A 21,126-nucleotide genomic window follows, 5' to 3' on the forward strand; every position below is an offset into this window, starting at 1 on the left:
GGGTTTACCTGTTAAATCTCAGTCAAACGCAATGGATTTAAGCCTAAGATTTTACCAATAAAAATGGCCGCAAGATGCGGCCATGGGATTTTATCCTATTTATGGGCTGAGGTTAACCACCTGATGCTTGTTAGGCTCAGCACCACAAAAAGGAGACTATTTACAGATTAACCGTAAACAGGGAAACGTGCACACAGTGCCAATACTTGGCCCTTAACACGCTCAATCACAGCAGGATTGTTCGCATCATCAAGGATGTCACAAATCCAGCCAGTCAGCTCTTTCGATTCCGCTTCTTTAAAGCCGCGGCGCGTAATGGCTGGCGTACCGATACGCACACCTGAGGTCACAAAGGGTGAACGTGGATCATTTGGCACTGAGTTTTTGTTCACGGTAATGTTAGCGCTACCTAAGGCGGCATCGGCTTCTTTACCCGTTAAGTCACGACCAATCAGGTCAACTAGCATTAAGTGGTTGCTGGTTCCGCCAGAGACGATTTTGTAACCGCGCTCAAGGAACACTTCAACCATAGCTTTAGCGTTGTTAACCACTTGCTGTTGGTAAACTTTAAATTCTGGCTCTAGGGCTTCTTTGAACGCCACCGCTTTACCTGCGATAACGTGCATCAATGGGCCACCTTGACCGCCAGGGAATACCGCAGAGTTCAACTTTTTGTACAAGTCTTCATCGTCAGCAGCAGATAGGATCACGCCACCACGAGGACCCGCTAAGGTTTTGTGAGTCGTAGATGTCACAACGTGTGCGTGTGGTACTGGGTTTGGATAAACGCCCGCAGCAATAAGACCGGCAACGTGTGCCATATCGACAAATAAATAAGCACCGATTTTGTCTGCGATTTCACGCATTTTTGCCCAGTCAACGATACCTGAATAGGCAGAAAAACCGCCGATCATCATCTTAGGCTTGTGTTCTATGGCAATACGTTCCATCTCGTCGTAGTCAATTTTGCCAGACTCGTCGATACCATAAGGAATGATGTTGTACAGTTTGCCAGAGAAGTTAACGGGTGAACCGTGGGTCAAGTGACCACCATGGGCTAAGTTCATGCCCAGTACGGTATCGCCAGGTTTTAACAATGCCATGTAAACCGCGCTGTTTGCCTGTGAACCTGAATGAGGTTGTACGTTAGCGTAAGTTGCGCCAAACAGTTGTTTAGCACGTTCAATCGCTAAGGTTTCAACTACGTCCACATACTCACAACCACCGTAGTAACGCTTGCCAGGATAGCCTTCAGCGTACTTATTGGTTAACTGTGAACCTTGCGCTTCCATCACGCGTGGACTGGTGTAGTTTTCAGAAGCAATCAGCTCAATATGCTCTTCTTGACGCAGAGTTTCATTCTGAATTGCGTTAAACAGTTCCGGATCATAATCTGCGATATTCATATCTTTTTTCAGCATTGCTTACTCCAGCTGCCAATTCTTATAGGTAGGGTTGCGCGGTATTCTACTCGGAACGCGGTCACAATCCCAGTATTTGAAACATGAAATTCCTGCAGATAGTGCTTGAACTTGGCTCATTGTCGAGTTGAGTTCGGCGCGCAATCGAGTAGAATTAGCCGCATCATTAGTCACTTAAGATAGAGAAAAATGGCTCAGTTTGTTTACAGCATGCTGCGGGTGGGTAAAATTGTTCCGCCTAAGAAGCAGATCCTTAAAGATATTTCTTTAAGCTTTTTCCCCGGCGCCAAAATTGGCGTACTCGGCCTCAACGGTTCAGGTAAGTCGACGCTACTGCGCATTATGGCGGGTATCGACACCGAAATTGAAGGTGAAGCGCGCCCAATGCCGGGATTGAAAATCGGTTACCTGCCGCAGGAACCTAAACTCGATCCGAATCAAACCGTGCGTGAAGCGATTGAAGAAGCGGTATCAGAGGCAAAAAATGCCCTGACTCGCCTCGATGCCGTTTACGCAGCCTACGCCGAGCCGGACGCCGATTTCGACGCCCTTGCAAAAGAGCAAGGCGAACTCGAAGCCATTATTCAAGCCCAAGATGCCCATAACTTAGAGTATGTCCTTGAGCGCGCCGCCAACGCCCTGCGTCTGCCAGATTGGGATGAGAAAATCGAAGTATTATCCGGTGGTGAACGTCGCCGCGTGGCGATATGTCGTTTGCTGCTTGAAAAGCCAGAAATGCTGTTACTGGACGAACCCACCAACCACTTGGATGCGGAATCCGTGGCTTGGCTTGAGCACTTCTTGCAGGAATATGCAGGTACTGTGGTCGCGATTACCCACGACAGATACTTCCTCGACAATGCCGCTGGCTGGATTTTAGAACTCGACCGCGGTGAAGGTATTCCGTGGGAAGGTAACTATTCTTCATGGCTTGAGCAAAAAGATGCCCGTCTGAAGCAAGAATCGGCCACCGAAAGCGCACGTCAAAAAACCATTGCCAAAGAATTGGAATGGGTACGCCAAGGTGCGAAAGGCCGTCAGTCTAAGGGCAAAGCCCGTATGGCGCGCTTTGAAGAGCTGAACACTAACGATTACCAAAAACGTAACGAAACCAACGAGCTGTTTATTCCGCCCGGACCTCGTTTAGGTGACAAGGTTATTGAAGTGAATAACCTGACCAAATCTTACGGTGACCGCGTTTTGATCGACAACCTGTCGTTCTCTGTGCCTAAGGGCGCGATCGTCGGCATTATCGGTGCCAACGGCGCGGGTAAATCGACCCTGTTCCGCATGTTATCCGGCGCAGAAAAGCCAGACAGCGGCAGCATTGAGCTGGGTGATACTGTGCAACTGGCCTCGGTTGAGCAGTTCCGCGATTCGATGAATGATAAGAACACCATTTGGGAAGAAATCTCCGGTGGTCAAGACATCATGCGTATCAACAACATGGAAATCCCGAGCCGCGCCTATGTAGGCCGCTTCAACTTCCGTGGTGGCGATCAGCAAAAAGTCATCGGTACTTTATCTGGTGGTGAACGTAACCGAGTGCATTTAGCCAAACTGCTGCAAGCGGGCGGTAACGTCTTATTACTCGACGAACCCACCAACGATTTAGACGTTGAAACCCTGCGCGCACTGGAAGAAGCGATTCTGGAATTCCCAGGTTGCGCTATGGTGATTTCGCATGACCGTTGGTTCCTCGACCGTATCGCGACCCACATTCTGGATTACCGTGACGAAGGCCAAGTGAACTTCTACGAAGGTAACTACACAGAATACTCGGCATGGTTGAAAAACACCTATGGCGCCGATGTGGTTGAGCCACACCGCTTGAAATACAAGCGCATGATAAAGTAAATCTAGAATCTAGAATCTAGACAAGTGTAAATCTGAGGAGTTTAGCTCGAAAGGGTTAAGCTCCTTTTTATGGCATTCAGTTACGCTATGAGTGCCGTAGACTTTGGTGCTATTTCAAACTGAAACTATTTCAATTCAAGCTGGCAAAGTAGGCCACCAGCATGTCCATCATCACCCTAAGTGCAGGCTGCATATGTTTGCGGGATTGATACACGCCATATACACCGAGGGACTGCGGCTTAAACTCCATTAATAAAGGCACTAGCTGACCCGAGTCTAAATAGGGTTTCGCCGCCCAAACGGGCTGCATAGCGATCCCCTCACCTGCCAGCGTGGCATTGAGCACCACCATGGAATCATTGGCGCTAAAATTCCCATTCACAGGCACGTTAAATACTTGACCTTGGTTTAACTTAGGATCGGAGTTATGCGTCTGGGCCTGTTTCGCAGCCACATCGCTTTGATAAAACCGCCACATCACATCGCCAAAATAGGAATAGGTTAAACAGTTATGCTGAGTTAAATCCTCAGGATGCAGCACGGCGGCGCGCGCGGCAAGATAACTCGGGGCAGCGCACACAACAGATTCACACTCCCCTAAGCGCCTAGCGATAAGATTGGGATCGAGTTCATTGGTGATGCGAATAGCCAGATCAATACGCTCGGCGACTAAATCGACGGTTTGGCTGCTCACGTGGAAATTCACGCTCGCCTGCGGATAACTGGCTAAATATTGCTGTACCACGGGCGCTAAAATCTGATGCGCCAAAAACTGGGAGCAACTAATACGTAGCAATCCCCGCGGAATCGCCACAGCGGCGTGGCTTACCGCAGGTACTTCATTAGCCAATTCGAGCAGTCGATGGCAATAATCCAGCACTTGCTCACCCGCGGGCGTTAAGCTGAGACTGCGCGTCGAACGATGCAACAATCTAGCGCCGGACCATTCTTCCATTTCGCTCAAGTAACGGGTCACCATAGAACGCGACATATCTAAGGCATTGGCGGCGCTGATCATGCTGCCGCGCTCAACAATAGTCACAAACACCTTAGCCGCTTCGAGTCTATCCATGATTTATCTCCACTCACATTCAATCAATAACTTTCAATCACTCGAAGGCCCACTCACATACTCGCGTATCCACATAGCTAATAGCTATATAGTTAATAACTAAGAGTGCAATAGTACACGCAGCAATTCATCCGATTAATGCAACAAACATGGGCAGATACTCGCATTTATCTATTGATTTTTGCAACCTATACTTAACTCACTTTTTGCAGCAGCTGCAAATCAATGAATGCTAAATCGAACCTTTTACTCTTTCACCCTGTGACTATAAGTGAGCCCCAAATGAACACATCAACCTATGCAATACGTAACACAGTTAACGCCACATTGAAGGCCTCATCTAAAATCGGCCTAGCCGCCACTTTACTGCTAGCAGGATTTGGCACGGTCAATGCTGCGCCATTGCAAGTGAGCCATTTTAATCCGGGCGAAAACAGCATCTTTGCCGTGTCATCAAGCTTTATCAGCGGCGAGCGTGAAATGATGTTAGTCGATGCGCAATTTCAAAATAACGATGCCCAAACATTGGTCGACACCATTAAGGCCAGCGGTAAAAAGCTGACTCAGGTGTATATCAGCCATAGCGATCCTGATTTCTATTTCGGCTTAGCCGTGATTAAAAAGAATTTCCCCGATGCACAAATCGTCGCGACTCAAACCACAGTCGATGCGATTAAAGCCTCAATGGAAGGCAAACTCGCCTACTGGGGGCCGATTTTAAAAGATAATGCGCCAAGCGAATTAGTGTTACCTAAGGCGATTCACAGTGACACTTTTACTATCGACGGTGAGCAAGTGATTATCAAAGGTTTTAATGATAAACACCCTAAACACACTTTCCTGTGGGTGCCATCGGCAAAAACTATTACAGGTGGCGTAGAAGTATTTGATAACACGCATGTTTGGATGGCTGACACTCAAACTGCCTCTGAGCGTCAGGAATGGTTAACCCATTTAGATGCAATGGAAAAACTGCTGCCGACCACAGTGATCCCAGGGCACTATTTAGGCGAAGCGCGATTTAATACCCACGCCATCGGTTTTACTCGTGAATATGTAAAAGCCTTTGAAATCGCTGCAAAAGCCTCGAAAGATTCCGCCGAATTAATCCAAAAGATGCTGGCGCTATACCCACAAATGCCAGCCGATGCAGGGCTTGAGATCAGCGCCAAAGTTTACATGGGCGAAATGACCTGGCCTATGTAAGCCCAGCCATATCTATCTAGGCGATTAGATACAAGCATTTAAGTGAAAACAGTTAAAGACAGGCACGTGAGCGATTGCGTGCCATTTTTTAGCTAAATAACGGTACCAACCTAACTATTTTAATCGATGTTCTCAAAGGGCTTAAGTCGCTAATGTCGCGACGAACTTAAGCCAAAAGGTTTAACTATGACTCAGCCAACAACCCATCCAACTAGCACAACCAGCAGCACAGCAACGGCCAAAGAGCGCACTCTGCACGCCATTATCGACCCTTTATGTGGTTGGTGTTATGCCGCAGCGCCTTTACTCGATGCCGCCGCAAAAGCAGGCTTTACCATTAAGCTCCACGGCGGCGGTATGCTCACGGGCCCAAGACGTAAACAAATCGATGCTAACTGGCGCGACTATGTTATGCCCCACGATCTGCGTATTGCCGAGCTAACCGGACAACCTTTTGGGGAAAACTATTTTGATGGTCTGCTGCGCGATACCACAATCGTACTCGACTCGGCGCCTCCTATTAAAGCCATGCTCGCAGTCGATGCTATGGGTGGCGACAGTTTGGCCTATCTACACTCAGTACAACTGGCCCATTACCGTGATGGTCACAGCGCCAGTGATGAAGGTAATCTCGCAAGGTTAGCCGCTGAACTTGGGCTCGACCCTATAGGCTTTGCGCAACATTATGCCCAAGGTGAAGACAAGCTATATGAGCATATTGTTGAATCCAGAGCATTACTGAATCTGATAGGTGCCCAAGGTTTCCCTTCAATGGCTATAGAGGATGATGACGGCAACATAACCGCCATTAATATCAACCGCTTTTATGGCCAACCCGCCCAGTGGTTAAGCCATCTTGAAGCACAGTTTGAGTCGTAATCATGCCAACGCTTAATGGTGTTCCAACAAACTCTTTAGTGAGTGAGCCTGCTCAGTTAAATCTTATCGAAACAGCAAGGCAAACTGATGCGAATCTTGCACTTGTCAAAAGTACTTACGCAGGACACAGCTCTGCCGAAAATGCCAAAAATCTTGAGCATGCACTGGCAAATGACGCACGCTGGACAGAGGCGGTAGGTTTTCCCTATGCGGGCACTTACATAGGTTTTAGCGCGATAGCCGCCAATGTGTTCGCCCGCCTCGAAAAAGAATGGGATAACTATTGCGTCGATATCGAAGACTATGTGGCGCAGGGTGATAAGGTTTTTGCCTTCGGCACTTATTCAGGTACTTATGTCAAAACGGGCAAACATTTTACCGCTCGAGTCGCCCATTTATGGAAGATACACAGCGGAAAAATCGTCAGTTTTGAGCAGTTTGTTGATAGTTATACCGTCGTCAATGCCATGTAATTGCCAATACCCATAACAACAGTTATGCACGATAGAAATGCCATGATGGAATAACTGAATCACGAGGCGGGCAAGTTTAATTTAGCCCGCCCCACGACTTGCCGATGTTAAGCCTTATCCGTATGATTTAGTGTTTTCAATAGGTTGAGCACTTGACATTAAGTACTTAAGATTAGGCACTTGCGATTAAGCGTTTGGATTAAGCGCTTGAAATTGAATTCGTCAAGCTGCACGTTCGAAGACTCATCAACTCAAGTGTCTAAAATGAAAAAATGAATAACTAAAACAAGAACAAGGATGCGGTCTAATGCAAATCAATTCGATGCCAGTCGGGGCTCACCCAATCACGCTATCTATGACGCGACTTAGCCGAGCCAGCCAATGGATACTCAAGCAACAGAGAAAATTCACGCCCCTGTTATGGCTTGTCACCGCACTCCCCTTTACCTCACTTGCGTTTATCTCACTGACGACCAATGCAAGTGAAACTGATACAGAGTTAAAAATTCAAGAAAGCAGCATCACCGATGGCCCTTATGTGTTTTTAGATGATGCTCAAAAAGACACAGCCTATTGGATTTGCCAGAGTGAACTAAAACAAACGCCGATTGCGAAGGCGCAGTTAACTCGCCCTGCCAGTTGCGGTGAATTACCCCAACCGCACCTTTATACACAAGCTGTCACGGTTGAGCCAGATACCTTCACCCATGTCAGCAAAATTGTCGCCCTTAGCGATGTACACGGCCAGTTTGATGTAATGATTAACTTGCTAAAAGCCCATCAGATTATCGACAAAGATAACCACTGGGCCTTTGGTGACGGTCATATGGTGATGACGGGCGACATGTTTGACCGTGGTCATCAAGTCAATGAAGTATTGTGGTTTTTATATACCTTAGATCAAGAAGCCCAAGCTGCGGGCGGACGCTTACATCTACTCATGGGCAATCACGAGCAAATGGTGTTTCGCGGCGACTTACGCTACGTCAACGAACGCTATCAAGTCTCGGCAGATTTACTCAAACGCAGCTACGATGCGCTCTACAACAAAGACACCGAAATAGGCCAATGGCTTCGCAGCAAACATACTTTAGTCAAAATCAATAATATCTTGTTTATGCACGGCGGCATCAGCCCTGAATGGGTCGAGCGTAAATTAAATATCAGCGATGCTAACCAATTATTTCGTCAGCATTTAGATGATAAAAAAGCCGATTTGAAGCAAGACGATTTACTCAACTTTTTGTTTTTTACCAATGGTCCAACTTGGTATCGCGGCTACTTTAAAGATGAACTGAAAGAGTCGGATATCGATAGCATACTGAACTATTTCAAGGTCGATCATATCGTCGTAGGGCACACATCGCAGGAACAAGTGCTTGGGATTTATCATAATAAAATCATTGCGATAGATAGCAGTATTAAGAATGGCAAGTCCGGTGAGCTGTTACTTATCGACGCAGGAAAACTCCGCCGAGGTTTGTATCAGGGTGAGCAGGTTTCGCTATAACCTGCCTCACTAATATCTTTTGCCCCAATACGTGAATGAGCTAGCGCCTTAATCCATGAATGCGCTGGGGCAATAAGGCATGAATGAGCAAGGGTAAAATGGACGCCCACCATGGTACTCAATCGGCATAACTCTCAATCGTATGGCGCTCAATATGCACTCATCTTTATATCCATAAGTTCGCCTGTTCTAATTAACTCTGACTATACTCAAGCCAAGTGCGACTCACCTAAGTGCTGGAGTAGAAATGGGGAAGAAATTACTCACATTATCTAGCTTTTGCTTGTTTCTATTCAGCTTCTATCCCCCTGCATTTGCGGGCAGGGAACTCCAATTAGTCGCCACTAACTATCCTCCTTTTTATGCCGATGCTTTACCTGAACAGGGCGGCGTTGCGCAAGTCGTCAAAGAAGCTTTTAAACGCAAAGGTTACACTGCCAGCCTCAAGTTTTATCCCTTCGCCCGCGCGGCTTTACTCGTTAAAACAGGCCAAGCTGATGGCATCATTGGGCTCTGGTATCGTAAAGAGCGCGAGCAATGGGCCCAATATTCTGCGCCTATCCAACCCGTACAAATTGTGTTTTACAAACGTAAAGATTCACCGCTGAGTTTCAGTCAACTTTCAGATCTTAAACCTTTCACTATCGGTATAGGTCGCGGTTACGCTAATCCACCAGAAATCTTCGCCGCGGGGCTCACCACAGAGGAAGGAAATTCGGATGAGATGAATCTCAAAAAGCTGTTTTTAAAGCGTATTGACTTAGTCTTGATTGGCCATAACTTAGCGAGGTATTTAATTAAAAAAGGACCAAGTGAATATGAGGGTGCCTTTGAGCAAGTCGGCCCACCCATAGCGACTGAGGTATTTCATTTAGGGATCTCTTTGGCTGTAGCGGATCATCCGCAGTTAGTGACGGATTTTAATCAAGGTTTAGAGAGTATGCGCCGCGATGGACGATTAGCGGCAATTTTAAGCCAATATCCTCAGGTTGAAACGACTCAAGCGCCGATTGAAAAAACGCGAACTGAAGTCCATCCCTAAAGTCCGTCCAGCTTTTAAAAAGCAATAACAGCACAAAAAAACAGCACAACTCTCGTTGAATTGTGCTCAATGCTCAAAAAACACAATTTCTTTCATTTTCGTTCGCTTACCTTTACAAACTTTTACCCAACTGGCGTACGTTATTCACTAGAATAGCGCCATTAGAGCGATTACCTTTTTAAACTGCCTTTGCGCGAGATAATAATTACAATGAAAAAAACCATTATTGCCATTGCCCTGCTTGCGATTATCGCCACAGCGGTGAGTTTTAGTGATGTCCTTCAAGCGGCTAAACCCGAGAACGCACCACATCTTATGCGTACCGTTCCTGTGGTCACGGGTGAAGTGATTGAATATCCATTAGCGCAATCTATCTCTCTTATCGGCAAACTCGCGGCTGAACGTGCAGTGATCATTGCACCGCAAGTCACAGGTAAGATTAAACAAGTCGCAGTGACCTCAAACCAAGCGGTAAAAAAAGGCCAGTTACTGATCGAACTCGATGATATGAAAGCCCAAGCCGCCGTCGCCGAGGCCAATGCTTTCCTCAATGATGAAAAACGTAAACTCAAAGAGTTTGAAAAACTGATCAGCCGTAACGCCATTACCCAAACCGAGATTGACGCACAAAAAGCCAGTGTTGATATCGCCCAAGCACGCTTATCCTCCGCCCAAGCAGATTTACATTACCACTCGCTTATAGCGCCGTTTGCGGGTAATACTGGCCTGATTAATTTCAGCGAAGGCAAGATGGTCAGCATGGGCACTGAGTTGATGTCGCTAGATGATTTGTCCAGCATGCGCCTCGACTTACAAGTGCCTGAGCATTTCCTATCGCAACTGAGTATTGGCATGCAAGTGTCAGCCACCAGTCGCGCTTGGCCGAATGAAATCTTTACTGGCAAAATGGTGGCTATTGATCCCCGCGTCAATGAGGAAACCTTAAACCTCAAAGTACGGGTGCTATTCGATAATCCGAAGAAACGCTTGAAACCGGGCATGATGATGTCGTCAACCATCACCTTCCCAGCGATTTCAGCACCTATGGTGCCAGTACAAGCTCTTGAGTATTCAGGAACTAAACGTTACGTATACGTAGTTAGCGCCGACCACATTGCCCACCGCACAGAAGTGACACTAGGGGCACGTATCGATAACCAAGTCTTAATCGAAAGCGGTTTAAACATAGGTGACAAAGTCGTGGTACAGGGCTTAGTCAATATGCGCGATGGCCTGCAAATCAATGAAGTCACGCTCGATAATAAAGCCTCAGCCCGTGCAACAGAGCTTTCAGGTCCTAAAGCAACGGAGACGAAATAATGTGGTTATCCGATGTTTCGGTTAAACGCCCTGTCGTTGCCATCGTTTTAAGCTTACTGCTATGTGTATTCGGCATAGTGTCGTTCACTAAACTGTCGATACGAGAAATGCCCGACGTCGAAAGCCCTGTGGTCACCATCAGCACCAGTTACTCGGGTGCATCGGCGGCGATTATGGAAAGCCAGATCACTAAGACTTTAGAAGATGAGCTAACAGGGATCAGTGGTATTGACGAAATCACCTCGACCACACGTAACGGTAGCTCGCGTATCACAGTTAAATTCCTCCTCGGTTGGAACTTAACCGAAGGAGTCAGCGATGTGCGTGATGCAGTGGCCCGCGCCCAACGCAGACTCCCAGAAGATGCAAAAGATCCCGTCGTCTCAAAAGACAACGGCTCCGGCGAACCCTCTGTCTATGTGAACCTAAGCTCGAGTGTGATGGACCGCACTCAATTAACGGACTACGCCCAGCGAGTACTCGAGGACAAATTCAGTTTAATCAGCGGCGTGAGTTCTATCAGCATTTCCGGCGGCTTGTATAAGGTCATGTACGTCAAGCTCAGACCCGAACAAATGGCAGGACGTAATGTCACCGCCACAGATATTATTAACGCCCTGCGCAAAGAGAACATAGAAACGCCCGGCGGCCAAGTGCGCAACGACACCACAGTGATGTCGGTGCGTACCAAACGCTTGTACTACACGCCGAAGGATTTTGACTATCTTGTGGTGCGTACCGCCAGCGATGGCACGGCTATCTACTTAAAAGATGTCGCCGATGTGGCTGTTGGAGCACAAAACGAAAACTCGACCTTCAAAAGCGACGGCATAGTTAACATCAGTTTAGGCATTATTGCCCAGTCCGATGCCAACCCTCTGCTCGTTGCCAAAGAAGTGCATAAAGAAGTTGATCGCGTACAAGACTTCCTGCCCGAAGGCACTAGCCTAGTGGTCGACTTCGACTCGACCGTATTTATCGACCGCTCGATTAACGAAGTGTATAGCACCCTTTATGTCACAGGTGCCTTGGTCGTACTCGTGCTGTATATCTTCATTGGACAAGCGCGAGCAACGTTAATCCCAGCTGTGACTGTTCCTGTATCTTTGATCTCGGCATTTATCGCCGCCAACATGCTAGGTTATTCGATTAATCTACTGACATTGATGGCATTAATTCTCTCTATCGGTCTAGTGGTGGATGATGCGATTGTGGTGGTTGAAAACATTTTCCACCATATCGAAAAAGGTGAAGAGCCCTTGCTCGCCGCCTATAAAGGTACTCGAGAAGTGGGCTTTGCCGTTATCGCCACTACGGCGGTACTGGTGATGGTATTCCTCCCAATTTCCTTTATGGAGGGCATGGTCGGACTACTATTTACCGAGTTCTCCGTGATGCTGGCGGTGTCAGTGCTGTTCTCCTCCTTAGTGGCACTCACACTTACGCCTGTACTGAGTAGTAAATTACTCAAAGCCAACGTCAAACCGAATCGCTTTAATCGTTGGGTCGACAGCGGCTTTGCTCGCATGGAAAGCGTTTATCGCGTCGCCGTGACTCGAGCGATTAAACTCCGTTTACTCGCGCCCTTAGTTATCCTCGCTTGTATTGGTGGCAGCGCTTGGTTAATGCAACAAGTACCGTCACAACTCGCGCCGCAGGAAGACCGCGGCGTGTTGTTCGCCTTTATTAAAGGCGCCGAGGGCACCAGTTATAACCGTATGACAGCCAACATGGACATAGTCGAAGACAGACTCATGCCCTTGCTAGGTAAAGGTGTGTTGCGATCCTTCAGTGTACAAGCTCCCGCCTTTGGTGGCCGTGCTGGCGATCAAACTGGCTTTGTCATCATGCAGCTAGAAGATTGGGAACACCGCGATGTGACTGCGCAACAAGCCCTTGGAATTATTAGTAATGCCTTAAAGGATATTCCAGATGTAATGGTTCGCCCTATGATGCCAGGCTTTAGGGGACAATCGAGCGAACCCGTGCAATTTGTACTTGGTGGTTCGGACTATGCCGAACTGTTTAAGTGGGCGCAGATATTGAAAGAAGAGGCTAACGCTAGCCCTATGATGGAAGGGGCTGACTTAGACTACGCAGAAACAACGCCAGAACTCATTGTTACTGTCGATAAAGAGCGCGCCGCAGAACTGGGGATCAGTGTCGACCAAGTATCGGAAACCTTAGAAGTCATGCTGGGTGGCCGCACCGAAACGACCTTTGTTGATCGAGGCGAAGAATACGATGTGTATTTACGCGGTGATGAAAACAGTTTCAACAATGTCGGTGACCTGAGCCAAATCTACATGCGGTCAGCTAAGGGCGAATTGGTCACTCTCGATACTGTCACCCATATAGAAGAAATTGCCTCGGCACAAAGATTAAGCCACACCAATAAGCAAAAATCGATCACCCTCAAGGCTAACGTCAGTGAAGGTTACACCTTAGGTGAAGGCTTAAAGTTCCTTGACGCTAAAGCCATTGAATTATTACCTAAGGATATTTCGATTGGTTACACGGGCGAATCCAAAGACTTTAAAGAAAACCAAAGCAGTATCTTTATCGTATTTGGTTTGGCTTTACTGGTTGCCTACTTAGTATTAGCCGCACAGTTTGAGAGCTTTATCAACCCGTTAGTGGTGATGTTTACTGTGCCTATGGGTGTATTCGGTGGTTTCTTAGGACTACTGATCACCAGCCAAGGGATCAACATCTACAGCCAGATAGGCATGATCATGTTAATTGGTATGGTGACTAAAAACGGTATCCTCATCGTGGAATTTGCCAACCAATTGCGCGACCGCGGCTTTGAACTCGATAAAGCCATTATCGATGCGTCATCCCGTCGTTTGCGGCCAATCCTAATGACAGCCTTCACCACCTTAGTTGGCGCTGTGCCGTTAATTTTCTCGACGGGTGCAGGTTCAGAAAGTCGTATAGCTGTGGGTACTGTAGTATTCTTCGGTATGGCATTCGCCACCTTTGTGACCTTACTGGTGATCCCCGCCATGTATCGATTAATCTCGGCCACAACGCACTCCCCTGGTTATGTTGAAGCTAAACTCGAAGCGGCGATTAAAGCACAAGAGTTAGCGGCACAAGAGTTAGCGGCAAAACAGCAGGAACTCGCACCTAAAGCCTAGCGCTAATCATAGTTGTTGATAATCGAATAACAAAAAGCCAAGACACTCAATGTCTTGGCTTTTTTCTCATTAATGTTTTAAGCGTTTTTTGCTTTATTGGCTAAGCCTAAAAGTAAACCGAGACCAGCACCAAGCGGTCGTTGACGGCGCGTTAACATATTTCCGAGCGCGACCAGCAAGAGTCCCACGCTTGAATACCAAGTCCACTGATAATCCTCAAACACGCTAGATACGCTCAGTGCCACCACAGGGGTTATCACCAACAGATACGCAGCGGCATTAGCGCCAATTCGCTCAACCAAGATCAAATAAGCGGTAAAGCCAATCACAGAGGCGATAACGGCTAAGTAAAACAAGCTGCCAAGATAGCTGGGTGTCAGCAGTAAACTAAAACTTAAATCTTTAAACCAAATGATGAGCAATAACGCCGCACTGCCATAGCACATGGCATACGCTGTTGAAGTAAAGGGCGACACATTATCGCGCGAGTTGCGCATACTGATCATGTTACCAATCGAGAAAAACCACGTACCTAGCAGCGAAAACAATAAGCCCCACACTAAATTTTGTGACCACTGAGTCGCGAGCAAATCGGCACCAAAGAGTAAGCTAATGCCACCCAGACCGACACCGACGCCTAACCAAAAATTGCGACTGGTGGGAGTACCGTAAAAAATGCGGCCATGTATCGCATTAAAAATGGGGGCAGTGGCCATAATGACCGCTGTTAAACCGCTGGCGATATAATGTGTTGCGGTATAAAACGCGATAAAGTTCAAACAAAATAGACACACGCCTTGTAACGCAAACCAAGGATGCTGCCTAAGCTTTACCGCTTGCAGCTTGTTAAAGGCAAAGCCAATGGCGAACATCAAGAGACTCGCAATCGCAAACCGATAGAAAATCGAGACTTCCGTCGCCACCTCACCGTGCTGCCACTTAATGGCAATCCACGAAAAACCCCACACAAAAATCATCAGCAAATACATCACAACAGCCATAATGAGTCCCCTACACCTTCATAAAATGCTTAATGAGGCAAACTATACAGCGATGGCTTTCATCCTTATGTCACCATCTTGTTGGCCATAACACGATATTGCGGTTTTAATCGCGAGCGGACGTTGAGCCACGCCCATAAGTGCGATAATTTGGACAGACAAAATGCTTAGCCAGTGAGATCACTAGGAACCCATGGAGCCCAAATACATCAGTTTTGATAAATCCGCCAAAACCTGTATTCGTAAGCAAGCGATTACGGAGGATTTATCTTGGGCCCATTATCAAAATGCGGGCGAGCGTCTGTATTACCAAAACGATGCACAACATACGCTGAGCATGTATCTGGATGGCGGCTACGAAACCCACAGAACCGATATCAAGGCCGACTATGGCGCGCCCAGTAAGTTTTGCCTTATGCCCCAAGGCTGCCAAAGCCATTGGCAACTGGGACAACCGCAGCAGTTTATGCATTTGTATTTTAGCGATGAACATCTTAAAAAATTGGCGGTGCGAGTATTTGATAAAGATCCACGCCAAGTGCGTTTACCTGAGTTGACCTTTGTCGATAATCCGAGATTAGAGGCGCTGTTTCGGCACCAAGTTGCCGGGCTCGATTGGCAGACGAGTGATCACCATCTGATGATGGAACAAGTAACCGACACTGTGCTGGTGACTTTGCTGCAAAGCTCAGACTTTAATTTGTCGGTGGGGCCAATTAAGGGTGGGCTCGCACCTAAAGTGGCTAAAGCGATCAAAGAGTTTATTCATTGCCATTCCCATCGACAAATTTACTTGTCTGAGTTGGCCGAGCTTGCCCAACTGAGCGAGTACCATTTTTGTCGCATGTTTAAATCCCAATTTGCGATGACGCCGCAGGAGTATTTGCTGCAAGTGCGCATTGAAAAGGTCAAACAAAGCTTGAGTCATTCAACGCAATCATTGACCGATATCGCCCTCAGTAATGGCTTTGCCAATCAAAGTCATATGGGGCGTTACTTTAAAAAACTCAGTGGCATGTCACCGGGCGAATATCAAAAATACCATAGAAGCTAACATACGCTTTGGGTTCACAATCTCGACGGCTGAACCCAACACTCTAACATCCTTGAAAACCCTATTGCCTCGATATGCTATAGTGCCCTTACTCCCCTAGCCGCTGGAAAACGCCTTGAAAAAAATCGCTTTATTTGTCGATGTACAAAATATCTATTACACCTGCCGCGAAGCCTATGGCCGCCAATTTAATTATCGTAAACTGTGGCAGCACTTAGGCTACGAGGGAGACATAGCGTTGGCCGTGGCTTATGCCATCCATAAGGGCGACGATGGGCAATTGAAATTCCAAGACGCACTAAAGCACATAGGTTTTGAGGTGAAGTTAAAACCGTTTATTCAGCGCAGCGATGGCTCAGCCAAAGGCGATTGGGACGTGGGGATCACCATAGATATTATGGAAGCGGCGAGTGAAGTGGATACAGTGATCTTATTGTCTGGTGATGGCGATTTCGATTTATTGCTGCAAAAAATTCATCAAAAGTATGGCGTTGAAACCCAAGTGTATGGCGTCCCTACCCTAACAGCTAAATCCTTAAGGGATGCAGCGAGCCAGTTCCATCCCATAGATGAGGCGTTATTGCTCTAGTCACAAGACAAAAATGCGGCTATCCATCACGCTACCGTATCTGACTCATTCACTCTTTCGCCCCTCAATGTAGAGACGCTATGTTGAGCTTCTACTTTAAAGATGAAGCAAATCACTGATAGGTAATGTCCGTATACATAGGGGCGAGACGTTTTAGAAAGGCATTACGGGTCGATAGCGGAATATGTTGCTCTTTCATCGATTCAATCAAATGACCGACTAAGGCATCAAAATCCGCTTGAGTAATATTCAATCCTCTATGACTGTGCTGCATACTTTCGCCGTGATACACGCAGCCGCCATCGGCAACCAGACAAAAATGTTCAATGGCACGCTCACGAAATAACGCAATATCTGTCTCTTGAAAGTGATGCACTATGCGTGGATCTGTGGCAATACGTGCCAGCAAACCATCGACTATCGCCGATACGCCTGCGTTACCACCTAAATCTTGGTATAAGGTTTGACGACTAGAGTGAGTTTGTGATGCTGAGGTTTCGGTCGTTGGCACCGCACAGCCAGTGAAAAAAAATACTACGACGAAAGGTAATAGCTTCATCCGTAAACGCCTCATAACGCCCCCTCCACCGACAGGTACCAACCCCGTTGCTCTTCAAACCCTGCAATGCTGCCCAAATTCGCATAGGCCGTCACCACGGAAAAATGCTTATTGATAAACCACGCTAAAAACACATCCTGCCAATCATCTTCACGGGCAAAAGCTAACTCATTGGGTTTCTGGCGATATTCGATACCCAGCGCCACATTATCCGTCAGCAATACTGCCGCAGACGCTTCGAGCACAAACTGGTAGTCATTACTGGCTTGGGTACCAAAACCCAATAAACCCGTTTGATTCGCCTTGGTCGCGCGCACGGTACCATTAAGTAATAAATTGCGCCCCGCCACCGCATCGAAAAATACTTTGCTGGCCGCAATATACACATCTAACCCCCAATCATCCCGCGCCCCAACCGCCAGAGGAATCGCAAAGTCATCGACTCTTTTATACTGAGCACCTAAGGTGATTTGCGGCATAGCCGTATAAAGTAACTCGCCGGCAAGCTTGTATTTTACCCCAAAGATATCTTGGCCTAACTCGCCGCCCATAGTATCTAAATCAAAGGTTTGCCGCGCAACGCTGAGCTCGAATCGATTATCAAAACTCAAGGAAGCGCCAATCACTTTCAGCGTAAAGTCATCAACATAAACGCCTGTCGCCATCGCCGTAGCGGACCATTCATCGCTACTGCCATAACCGTTGATCACCGCCCACGGCACTATGCCACCGCCAGCACTGCCCTCAATCGTCGTCCCGCCGCCAGTCGCAACCACGCGGCTACCTTCGGCAAACGCAGGAACTGTGCCCAATAGTAAACACAGGCAAGGCAAAGCCTTCACATAATTCCAAGCTAATGAATTCAACTTCAATGCATTCATGGCAATGTTCACTCGCTACTCCGCTTTATTCTTTCGAATACGTCTAATTTTAACGCCTTTCGTGCGCTTTCTTGGGCAAATTAACTTATGTGTCTGAGGGATTTGCATGGTTAAACGCTTCAAACCACAGATCAAATTCAGCCGCTTTTAAGGGTTTTGAAAACACATAGCCTTGGATGATGTCGCAATTGAGGTTACGCAGAATTTCAACGCCTTCTGGTTCCTCAACCCCTTCGGCCACGACGGTAAAACCTAGGCCGTGGATCAATTTAATACTCGTATCGACTATCATCACATCTTGGCTATCCGTGAGCATGTCTTTGATAAAGCTGCGATCAATTTTCACTTCATTAACAGGTAAAATTTTCAAATAGGCTAATGATGAATGACCTGTACCAAAATCATCAATGGCAACAGACACGCCCATGTCACGGAATCGCTGTAATACACTCACCACTGTCAGTGCATCTTTCATCACGGCGCCTTCAGTGACTTCGATACAGAGTGCACCGCTTGGCAGATTATTATCTTTCAGTAAAATGGCGATTTGATTTGGTAAGCGAGTATCGACTAAATCATGGGCCGACAGGTTAATAGCCAGTTTTAGCACTATACCCCGCCGCTGCCATGTCACTAATTGCTGAATTGCCTGCTTCAATACCCACTGGCTAACAATATCAATGTTGCCTGAATTTTCAGCCAGTTGAATAAATTCATCGGGCGGAATAAACCCTAGCGTAGGATGTTGCCAGCGGATCAATGCTTCGGCGCCAGTGCACTGGTTTAGGTGTAAATCCACTTTAGGTTGGAACACTAAATACAATTGGTTTTGCGCTAAACCTATAGGCAAATCACGGATAATCGTCAGCTCACGCTGATACTTTTCATCGGCGCCTTGACGATAACTGACAATACGTTGCTCTTCGAGACAGGCTTGATTGAGGGCAATTTCGGCGCGGCGCACTAACACATCGATATCAGCACCATTACCATCGATTTCAAGTAATCCCGCACGCACGGTAAGAGAGATGTTTGAGCCTTGGATTGGAAATGGCGACTCCAACATATCCAATGATTTCAGCAAATGCTCGGGGCGGATCCCTTGACTGTAAAGGAGTAAAAATGAGTCACCATCTAAACGCGCCAGTAAATCCGGTGTCGGTGCTAATTGCTCTAGGCGACGAGCAAAAAGCAGTAATAAAGTATCGGCGTTGGCAAAACCAATAATATCGTTGATATGGCGGAAATGTTTAATATCTAACAACACCATAGCACCGGATAATTTATCGTTAAGATCCGCCAAATGCTGTTTTGCGGCAAAACGATTGAGTAAACCTGTCAAGCTATCGTGGCGAGATTGGTAGACTAAATCCTTTTCCCGCGCTTCAATATCATCGCGCATTAAGGATAAACTCTTAGCCAACACCCTCAGCTCTGCTGGCGCACCTTGAATATTGGCAGGCTGCTTACCTTGACCGATTTTACGGGCATAATTCACAAGTTGATGCACAGGTTCAGTCAAACTGCCCGACAACCAAATCGCAATCGCAATCGCCAGTGCTAAGGTCAAAGCAAAAATTAGCAGCATATTATTGCGTAGTTGCTGATAACTTTGCTGCCACTTAAGGTTTGATTGATGTAGTAGCGCTAATTGGCTGCCGTTGTGATCATAAAGTTTGATGCCCATAGACAGATGATCTACGGGAATACTTTCACTAGGCATTTTCAGCAAGCTAGGCAATAAGCTCGCCTGCTCAATTACGCTTAACTTTTCATTATCTGATAAGGTTGAAGCGATTTCAGTGCGGCCCGTTGCCTGATTGACAAAACTCACATCGATGCCCGTAATAGCTTTAGCTTGTTGGGCGACCTTCTCATCCAATAAAAAACCCATGCCAACCCAAGCAATTAAGGTCGGCGCCTTCACCGGCTGCAGCACAAACTGATAGCTAGCATGATCAAAATTAAGGATAGCTAACGCATTATGATTGCTGGTGGTCATATTAAATAAGGATTGAATATCATCCTGAGTGAGTCCGGGCAAACTCGAGGTCAAGAGCTCCCCTTTAGGTGATAGCAATACAGCGGCGTCGGCACCAATACGAGATCCATGATTAGATAACACTGACTCAATGGTTTCTTGCTCACCAGTAGCAATCGCGCGCTTAAAACCAAAATCGGCACTGAGTACGGACAAACTTTGACTGAGCTGAATACCGCGATTCGATAACACTTCGAGAAACACATTCGCGCCAATATCGAGGCTTTTCTGTTGCTGTAAAAAGTTATCTTTTTCGGTCGCTGTCAACACAGAAAATGCTGTGGCAAATTGCACTAACGTCAGCACAATAAAGAAAACTAAAATCAGCCGAGCGCGAAAACTATTTAGCATGTAATGGCTTACCTTCAGAATCGTAGTGACCAAATCCCGACGGCGGAGCCGACGGTTTAGCTTGACGCTCAATGTCTAAGGACAGACTAAGTTGATTAGGACCATTAACTATCAGTAAATCCGTTGGCTCTGATGCCGCCTTCTGCCATGGATGCCAGCGCTTAACTTTATATTGACCGGCGGTAAGTCCCTTAAACTGGATCTCACCTTTTTCGTCCGTCACAGCGACAATAGGGCTATCTGCCACATAGATAAATGCCTGCATATAATCGTGAATATTACAGCCAAGCGCGACCAAACCGGGTTTATCAAACTGAATCGGCGCTTCGGCCTGACCCACATACAATTTAAGTTCGAAAGGTTTAGCTTCTGAAAAAGAATATACATGGTGGCGAGTACGATCTAAGTTGGGGAAATCCACCTTTGCACCTTTAGGCACCGCCAGTACAAAGGGGATAAAGGTTCGATTTTTTTGCGACATTTCATAATGTTCGACAGGTATCGCATTATCGGGCATCACTGCAGGGATCAGCTCCACGACAGTATCGGCAATGGCCTGTTGTTGCAGATCTACTACATTAATATTGAGTTCAGCAGCCATGACTTGAGGCGTGAAATAGATCAAAACGCAAAGTACTAACGCATATAAAACGCGATATAGGATCATCCGTTACCTCGGGCATAGTGATGCAAGGCCAACAAGTACCTTAGCTGAGTTCTGCGTAAA

General features: G+C 46.9%; 17 protein-coding genes. 10 read left to right on the top strand and 7 right to left on the bottom strand.

What is annotated here, in order from left to right:
- Positions 1-167 precede the first annotated feature (167 nt).
- Positions 168-1,421, bottom strand: a complete 1,254-nt coding sequence (gene glyA, locus AAA952_RS18300) for a serine hydroxymethyltransferase (RefSeq protein WP_263208868.1) — start codon at positions 1,419-1,421, stop codon at positions 168-170.
- Positions 1,422-1,610: 189 nt separating this feature from the next.
- Between glyA and ettA the strand changes: the two genes are divergently transcribed.
- Positions 1,611-3,278: an energy-dependent translational throttle protein EttA gene (ettA, locus tag AAA952_RS18305; protein ID WP_338258771.1), complete on the top strand. Its 1,668-nt coding sequence runs from the start codon at positions 1,611-1,613 to the stop codon at positions 3,276-3,278.
- 130 nt (positions 3,279-3,408) lie between these two features.
- Here ettA and AAA952_RS18310 read toward each other — a convergent pair whose 3' ends face one another.
- Entirely contained in the window at positions 3,409-4,350 is a 942-nt protein-coding gene (locus AAA952_RS18310) for a LysR family transcriptional regulator (protein WP_338258772.1), read from the bottom strand.
- Positions 4,351-4,632: 282 nt separating this feature from the next.
- On the opposite strand from AAA952_RS18310, the gene AAA952_RS18315 reads away from it, so the two are divergent.
- The 7 genes from AAA952_RS18315 (at position 4,633) to AAA952_RS18345 (ending at position 13,923) form a co-directional block, all read left to right on the top strand.
- Positions 4,633-5,556, top strand: a complete 924-nt coding sequence (locus tag AAA952_RS18315) for an MBL fold metallo-hydrolase (RefSeq protein ID WP_198572915.1) — start codon at positions 4,633-4,635, stop codon at positions 5,554-5,556.
- Between the two features lie 186 nt (positions 5,557-5,742).
- Entirely contained in the window at positions 5,743-6,435 is a 693-nt protein-coding gene (locus AAA952_RS18320) for a DsbA family protein (protein ID WP_198572916.1), read from the top strand.
- A gap of 2 nt (positions 6,436-6,437) precedes the next feature.
- Complete coding sequence (locus tag AAA952_RS18325) at positions 6,438-6,908, top strand: nuclear transport factor 2 family protein (RefSeq protein ID WP_198572917.1); 471 nt, start codon at positions 6,438-6,440, stop codon at positions 6,906-6,908.
- Positions 6,909-7,215: 307 nt separating this feature from the next.
- The gene (locus AAA952_RS18330) at positions 7,216-8,418 is read left to right on the top strand and encodes a metallophosphoesterase (RefSeq protein WP_338258773.1); all 1,203 of its coding nucleotides are present in this window, start codon (positions 7,216-7,218) and stop codon (positions 8,416-8,418) included.
- 247 nt (positions 8,419-8,665) lie between these two features.
- Positions 8,666-9,460, top strand: coding sequence for a substrate-binding periplasmic protein (locus tag AAA952_RS18335; RefSeq protein ID WP_263172595.1), 795 nt, complete (start codon positions 8,666-8,668; stop codon positions 9,458-9,460).
- A 210-nt stretch (positions 9,461-9,670) separates the two neighbouring features.
- Positions 9,671-10,780 carry an efflux RND transporter periplasmic adaptor subunit gene (locus tag AAA952_RS18340; protein WP_198572920.1) on the top strand — a complete coding sequence of 370 codons (1,110 nt, stop codon included), beginning with the start codon at positions 9,671-9,673 and terminating at the stop codon, positions 10,778-10,780.
- On the top strand, positions 10,780-13,923 hold the full coding sequence (locus tag AAA952_RS18345; RefSeq protein WP_338258774.1) for a multidrug efflux RND transporter permease subunit: 3,144 nt from the start codon (positions 10,780-10,782) through the stop codon (positions 13,921-13,923). The genes AAA952_RS18340 and AAA952_RS18345 overlap by 1 nt, the downstream gene beginning before the upstream one ends.
- Before the next feature lie 77 nt (positions 13,924-14,000).
- Here the strand turns inward: AAA952_RS18345 and AAA952_RS18350 are convergent, their stop codons facing one another.
- Complete coding sequence (locus tag AAA952_RS18350; protein WP_338258775.1) at positions 14,001-14,924, bottom strand: DMT family transporter; 924 nt, start codon at positions 14,922-14,924, stop codon at positions 14,001-14,003.
- 193 nt (positions 14,925-15,117) lie between these two features.
- Here AAA952_RS18350 and AAA952_RS18355 point away from each other — a divergent pair, with 193 nt between their 5' ends.
- Positions 15,118-15,978 carry an AraC family transcriptional regulator gene (locus AAA952_RS18355; protein WP_338258776.1) on the top strand — a complete coding sequence of 287 codons (861 nt, stop codon included), beginning with the start codon at positions 15,118-15,120 and terminating at the stop codon, positions 15,976-15,978.
- Positions 15,979-16,093: 115 nt separating this feature from the next.
- Positions 16,094-16,567, top strand: coding sequence for a LabA-like NYN domain-containing protein (locus AAA952_RS18360; RefSeq protein WP_006082658.1), 474 nt, complete (start codon positions 16,094-16,096; stop codon positions 16,565-16,567).
- A 112-nt stretch (positions 16,568-16,679) separates the two neighbouring features.
- Here AAA952_RS18360 and AAA952_RS18365 read toward each other — a convergent pair whose 3' ends face one another.
- The 4 genes from AAA952_RS18365 to AAA952_RS18380 form a co-directional block, all read right to left on the bottom strand.
- Entirely contained in the window at positions 16,680-17,141 is a 462-nt protein-coding gene (locus AAA952_RS18365; protein WP_338258778.1) for a group I truncated hemoglobin, read from the bottom strand.
- A complete protein-coding gene (locus AAA952_RS18370; RefSeq protein ID WP_338258795.1) occupies positions 17,138-18,007 on the bottom strand; it encodes a DUF3034 family protein in 870 nt (289 codons plus the stop codon). Before AAA952_RS18370 ends, AAA952_RS18365 begins: the two co-directional genes overlap by 4 nt.
- Before the next feature lie 85 nt (positions 18,008-18,092).
- Positions 18,093-20,399 carry a bifunctional diguanylate cyclase/phosphodiesterase gene (locus AAA952_RS18375; protein WP_338258779.1) on the bottom strand — a complete coding sequence of 769 codons (2,307 nt, stop codon included), beginning with the start codon at positions 20,397-20,399 and terminating at the stop codon, positions 18,093-18,095.
- Positions 20,389-21,066: a methylamine utilization protein gene (locus AAA952_RS18380; protein ID WP_263146951.1), complete on the bottom strand. Its 678-nt coding sequence runs from the start codon at positions 21,064-21,066 to the stop codon at positions 20,389-20,391. Before AAA952_RS18380 ends, AAA952_RS18375 begins: the two co-directional genes overlap by 11 nt.
- Positions 21,067-21,126: the final 60 nt, after the last annotated feature.

This window comes from Shewanella sp. M-Br (genome assembly GCF_036245925.1).
GTDB lineage: Bacteria > Pseudomonadota > Gammaproteobacteria > Enterobacterales > Shewanellaceae > Shewanella > Shewanella oncorhynchi.

Bases quoted from the DNA above. Each gene is read 5' to 3' on its own strand.
- glyA (WP_263208868.1), bottom strand. From the start codon at position 1,421: ATGCTGAAAAAAGATATGAATATCGCAGATTATGATCCGGAACTGTTT.
- ettA (WP_338258771.1), top strand. From the start codon at position 1,611: ATGGCTCAGTTTGTTTACAGCATGCTGCGGGTGGGTAAAATTGTTCCG.
- AAA952_RS18310 (WP_338258772.1), bottom strand. From the start codon at position 4,350: ATGGATAGACTCGAAGCGGCTAAGGTGTTTGTGACTATTGTTGAGCGC.
- AAA952_RS18315 (WP_198572915.1), top strand. From the start codon at position 4,633: ATGAACACATCAACCTATGCAATACGTAACACAGTTAACGCCACATTG.
- AAA952_RS18320 (WP_198572916.1), top strand. From the start codon at position 5,743: ATGACTCAGCCAACAACCCATCCAACTAGCACAACCAGCAGCACAGCA.
- AAA952_RS18325 (WP_198572917.1), top strand. From the start codon at position 6,438: ATGCCAACGCTTAATGGTGTTCCAACAAACTCTTTAGTGAGTGAGCCT.
- AAA952_RS18330 (WP_338258773.1), top strand. From the start codon at position 7,216: ATGCAAATCAATTCGATGCCAGTCGGGGCTCACCCAATCACGCTATCT.
- AAA952_RS18335 (WP_263172595.1), top strand. From the start codon at position 8,666: ATGGGGAAGAAATTACTCACATTATCTAGCTTTTGCTTGTTTCTATTC.
- AAA952_RS18340 (WP_198572920.1), top strand. From the start codon at position 9,671: ATGAAAAAAACCATTATTGCCATTGCCCTGCTTGCGATTATCGCCACA.
- AAA952_RS18345 (WP_338258774.1), top strand. From the start codon at position 10,780: ATGTGGTTATCCGATGTTTCGGTTAAACGCCCTGTCGTTGCCATCGTT.
- AAA952_RS18350 (WP_338258775.1), bottom strand. From the start codon at position 14,924: ATGGCTGTTGTGATGTATTTGCTGATGATTTTTGTGTGGGGTTTTTCG.
- AAA952_RS18355 (WP_338258776.1), top strand. From the start codon at position 15,118: ATGGAGCCCAAATACATCAGTTTTGATAAATCCGCCAAAACCTGTATT.
- AAA952_RS18365 (WP_338258778.1), bottom strand. From the start codon at position 17,141: ATGAGGCGTTTACGGATGAAGCTATTACCTTTCGTCGTAGTATTTTTT.
- AAA952_RS18370 (WP_338258795.1), bottom strand. From the start codon at position 18,007: ATGAATGCATTGAAGTTGAATTCATTAGCTTGGAATTATGTGAAGGCT.
- AAA952_RS18375 (WP_338258779.1), bottom strand. From the start codon at position 20,399: ATGCTAAATAGTTTTCGCGCTCGGCTGATTTTAGTTTTCTTTATTGTG.
- AAA952_RS18380 (WP_263146951.1), bottom strand. From the start codon at position 21,066: ATGATCCTATATCGCGTTTTATATGCGTTAGTACTTTGCGTTTTGATC.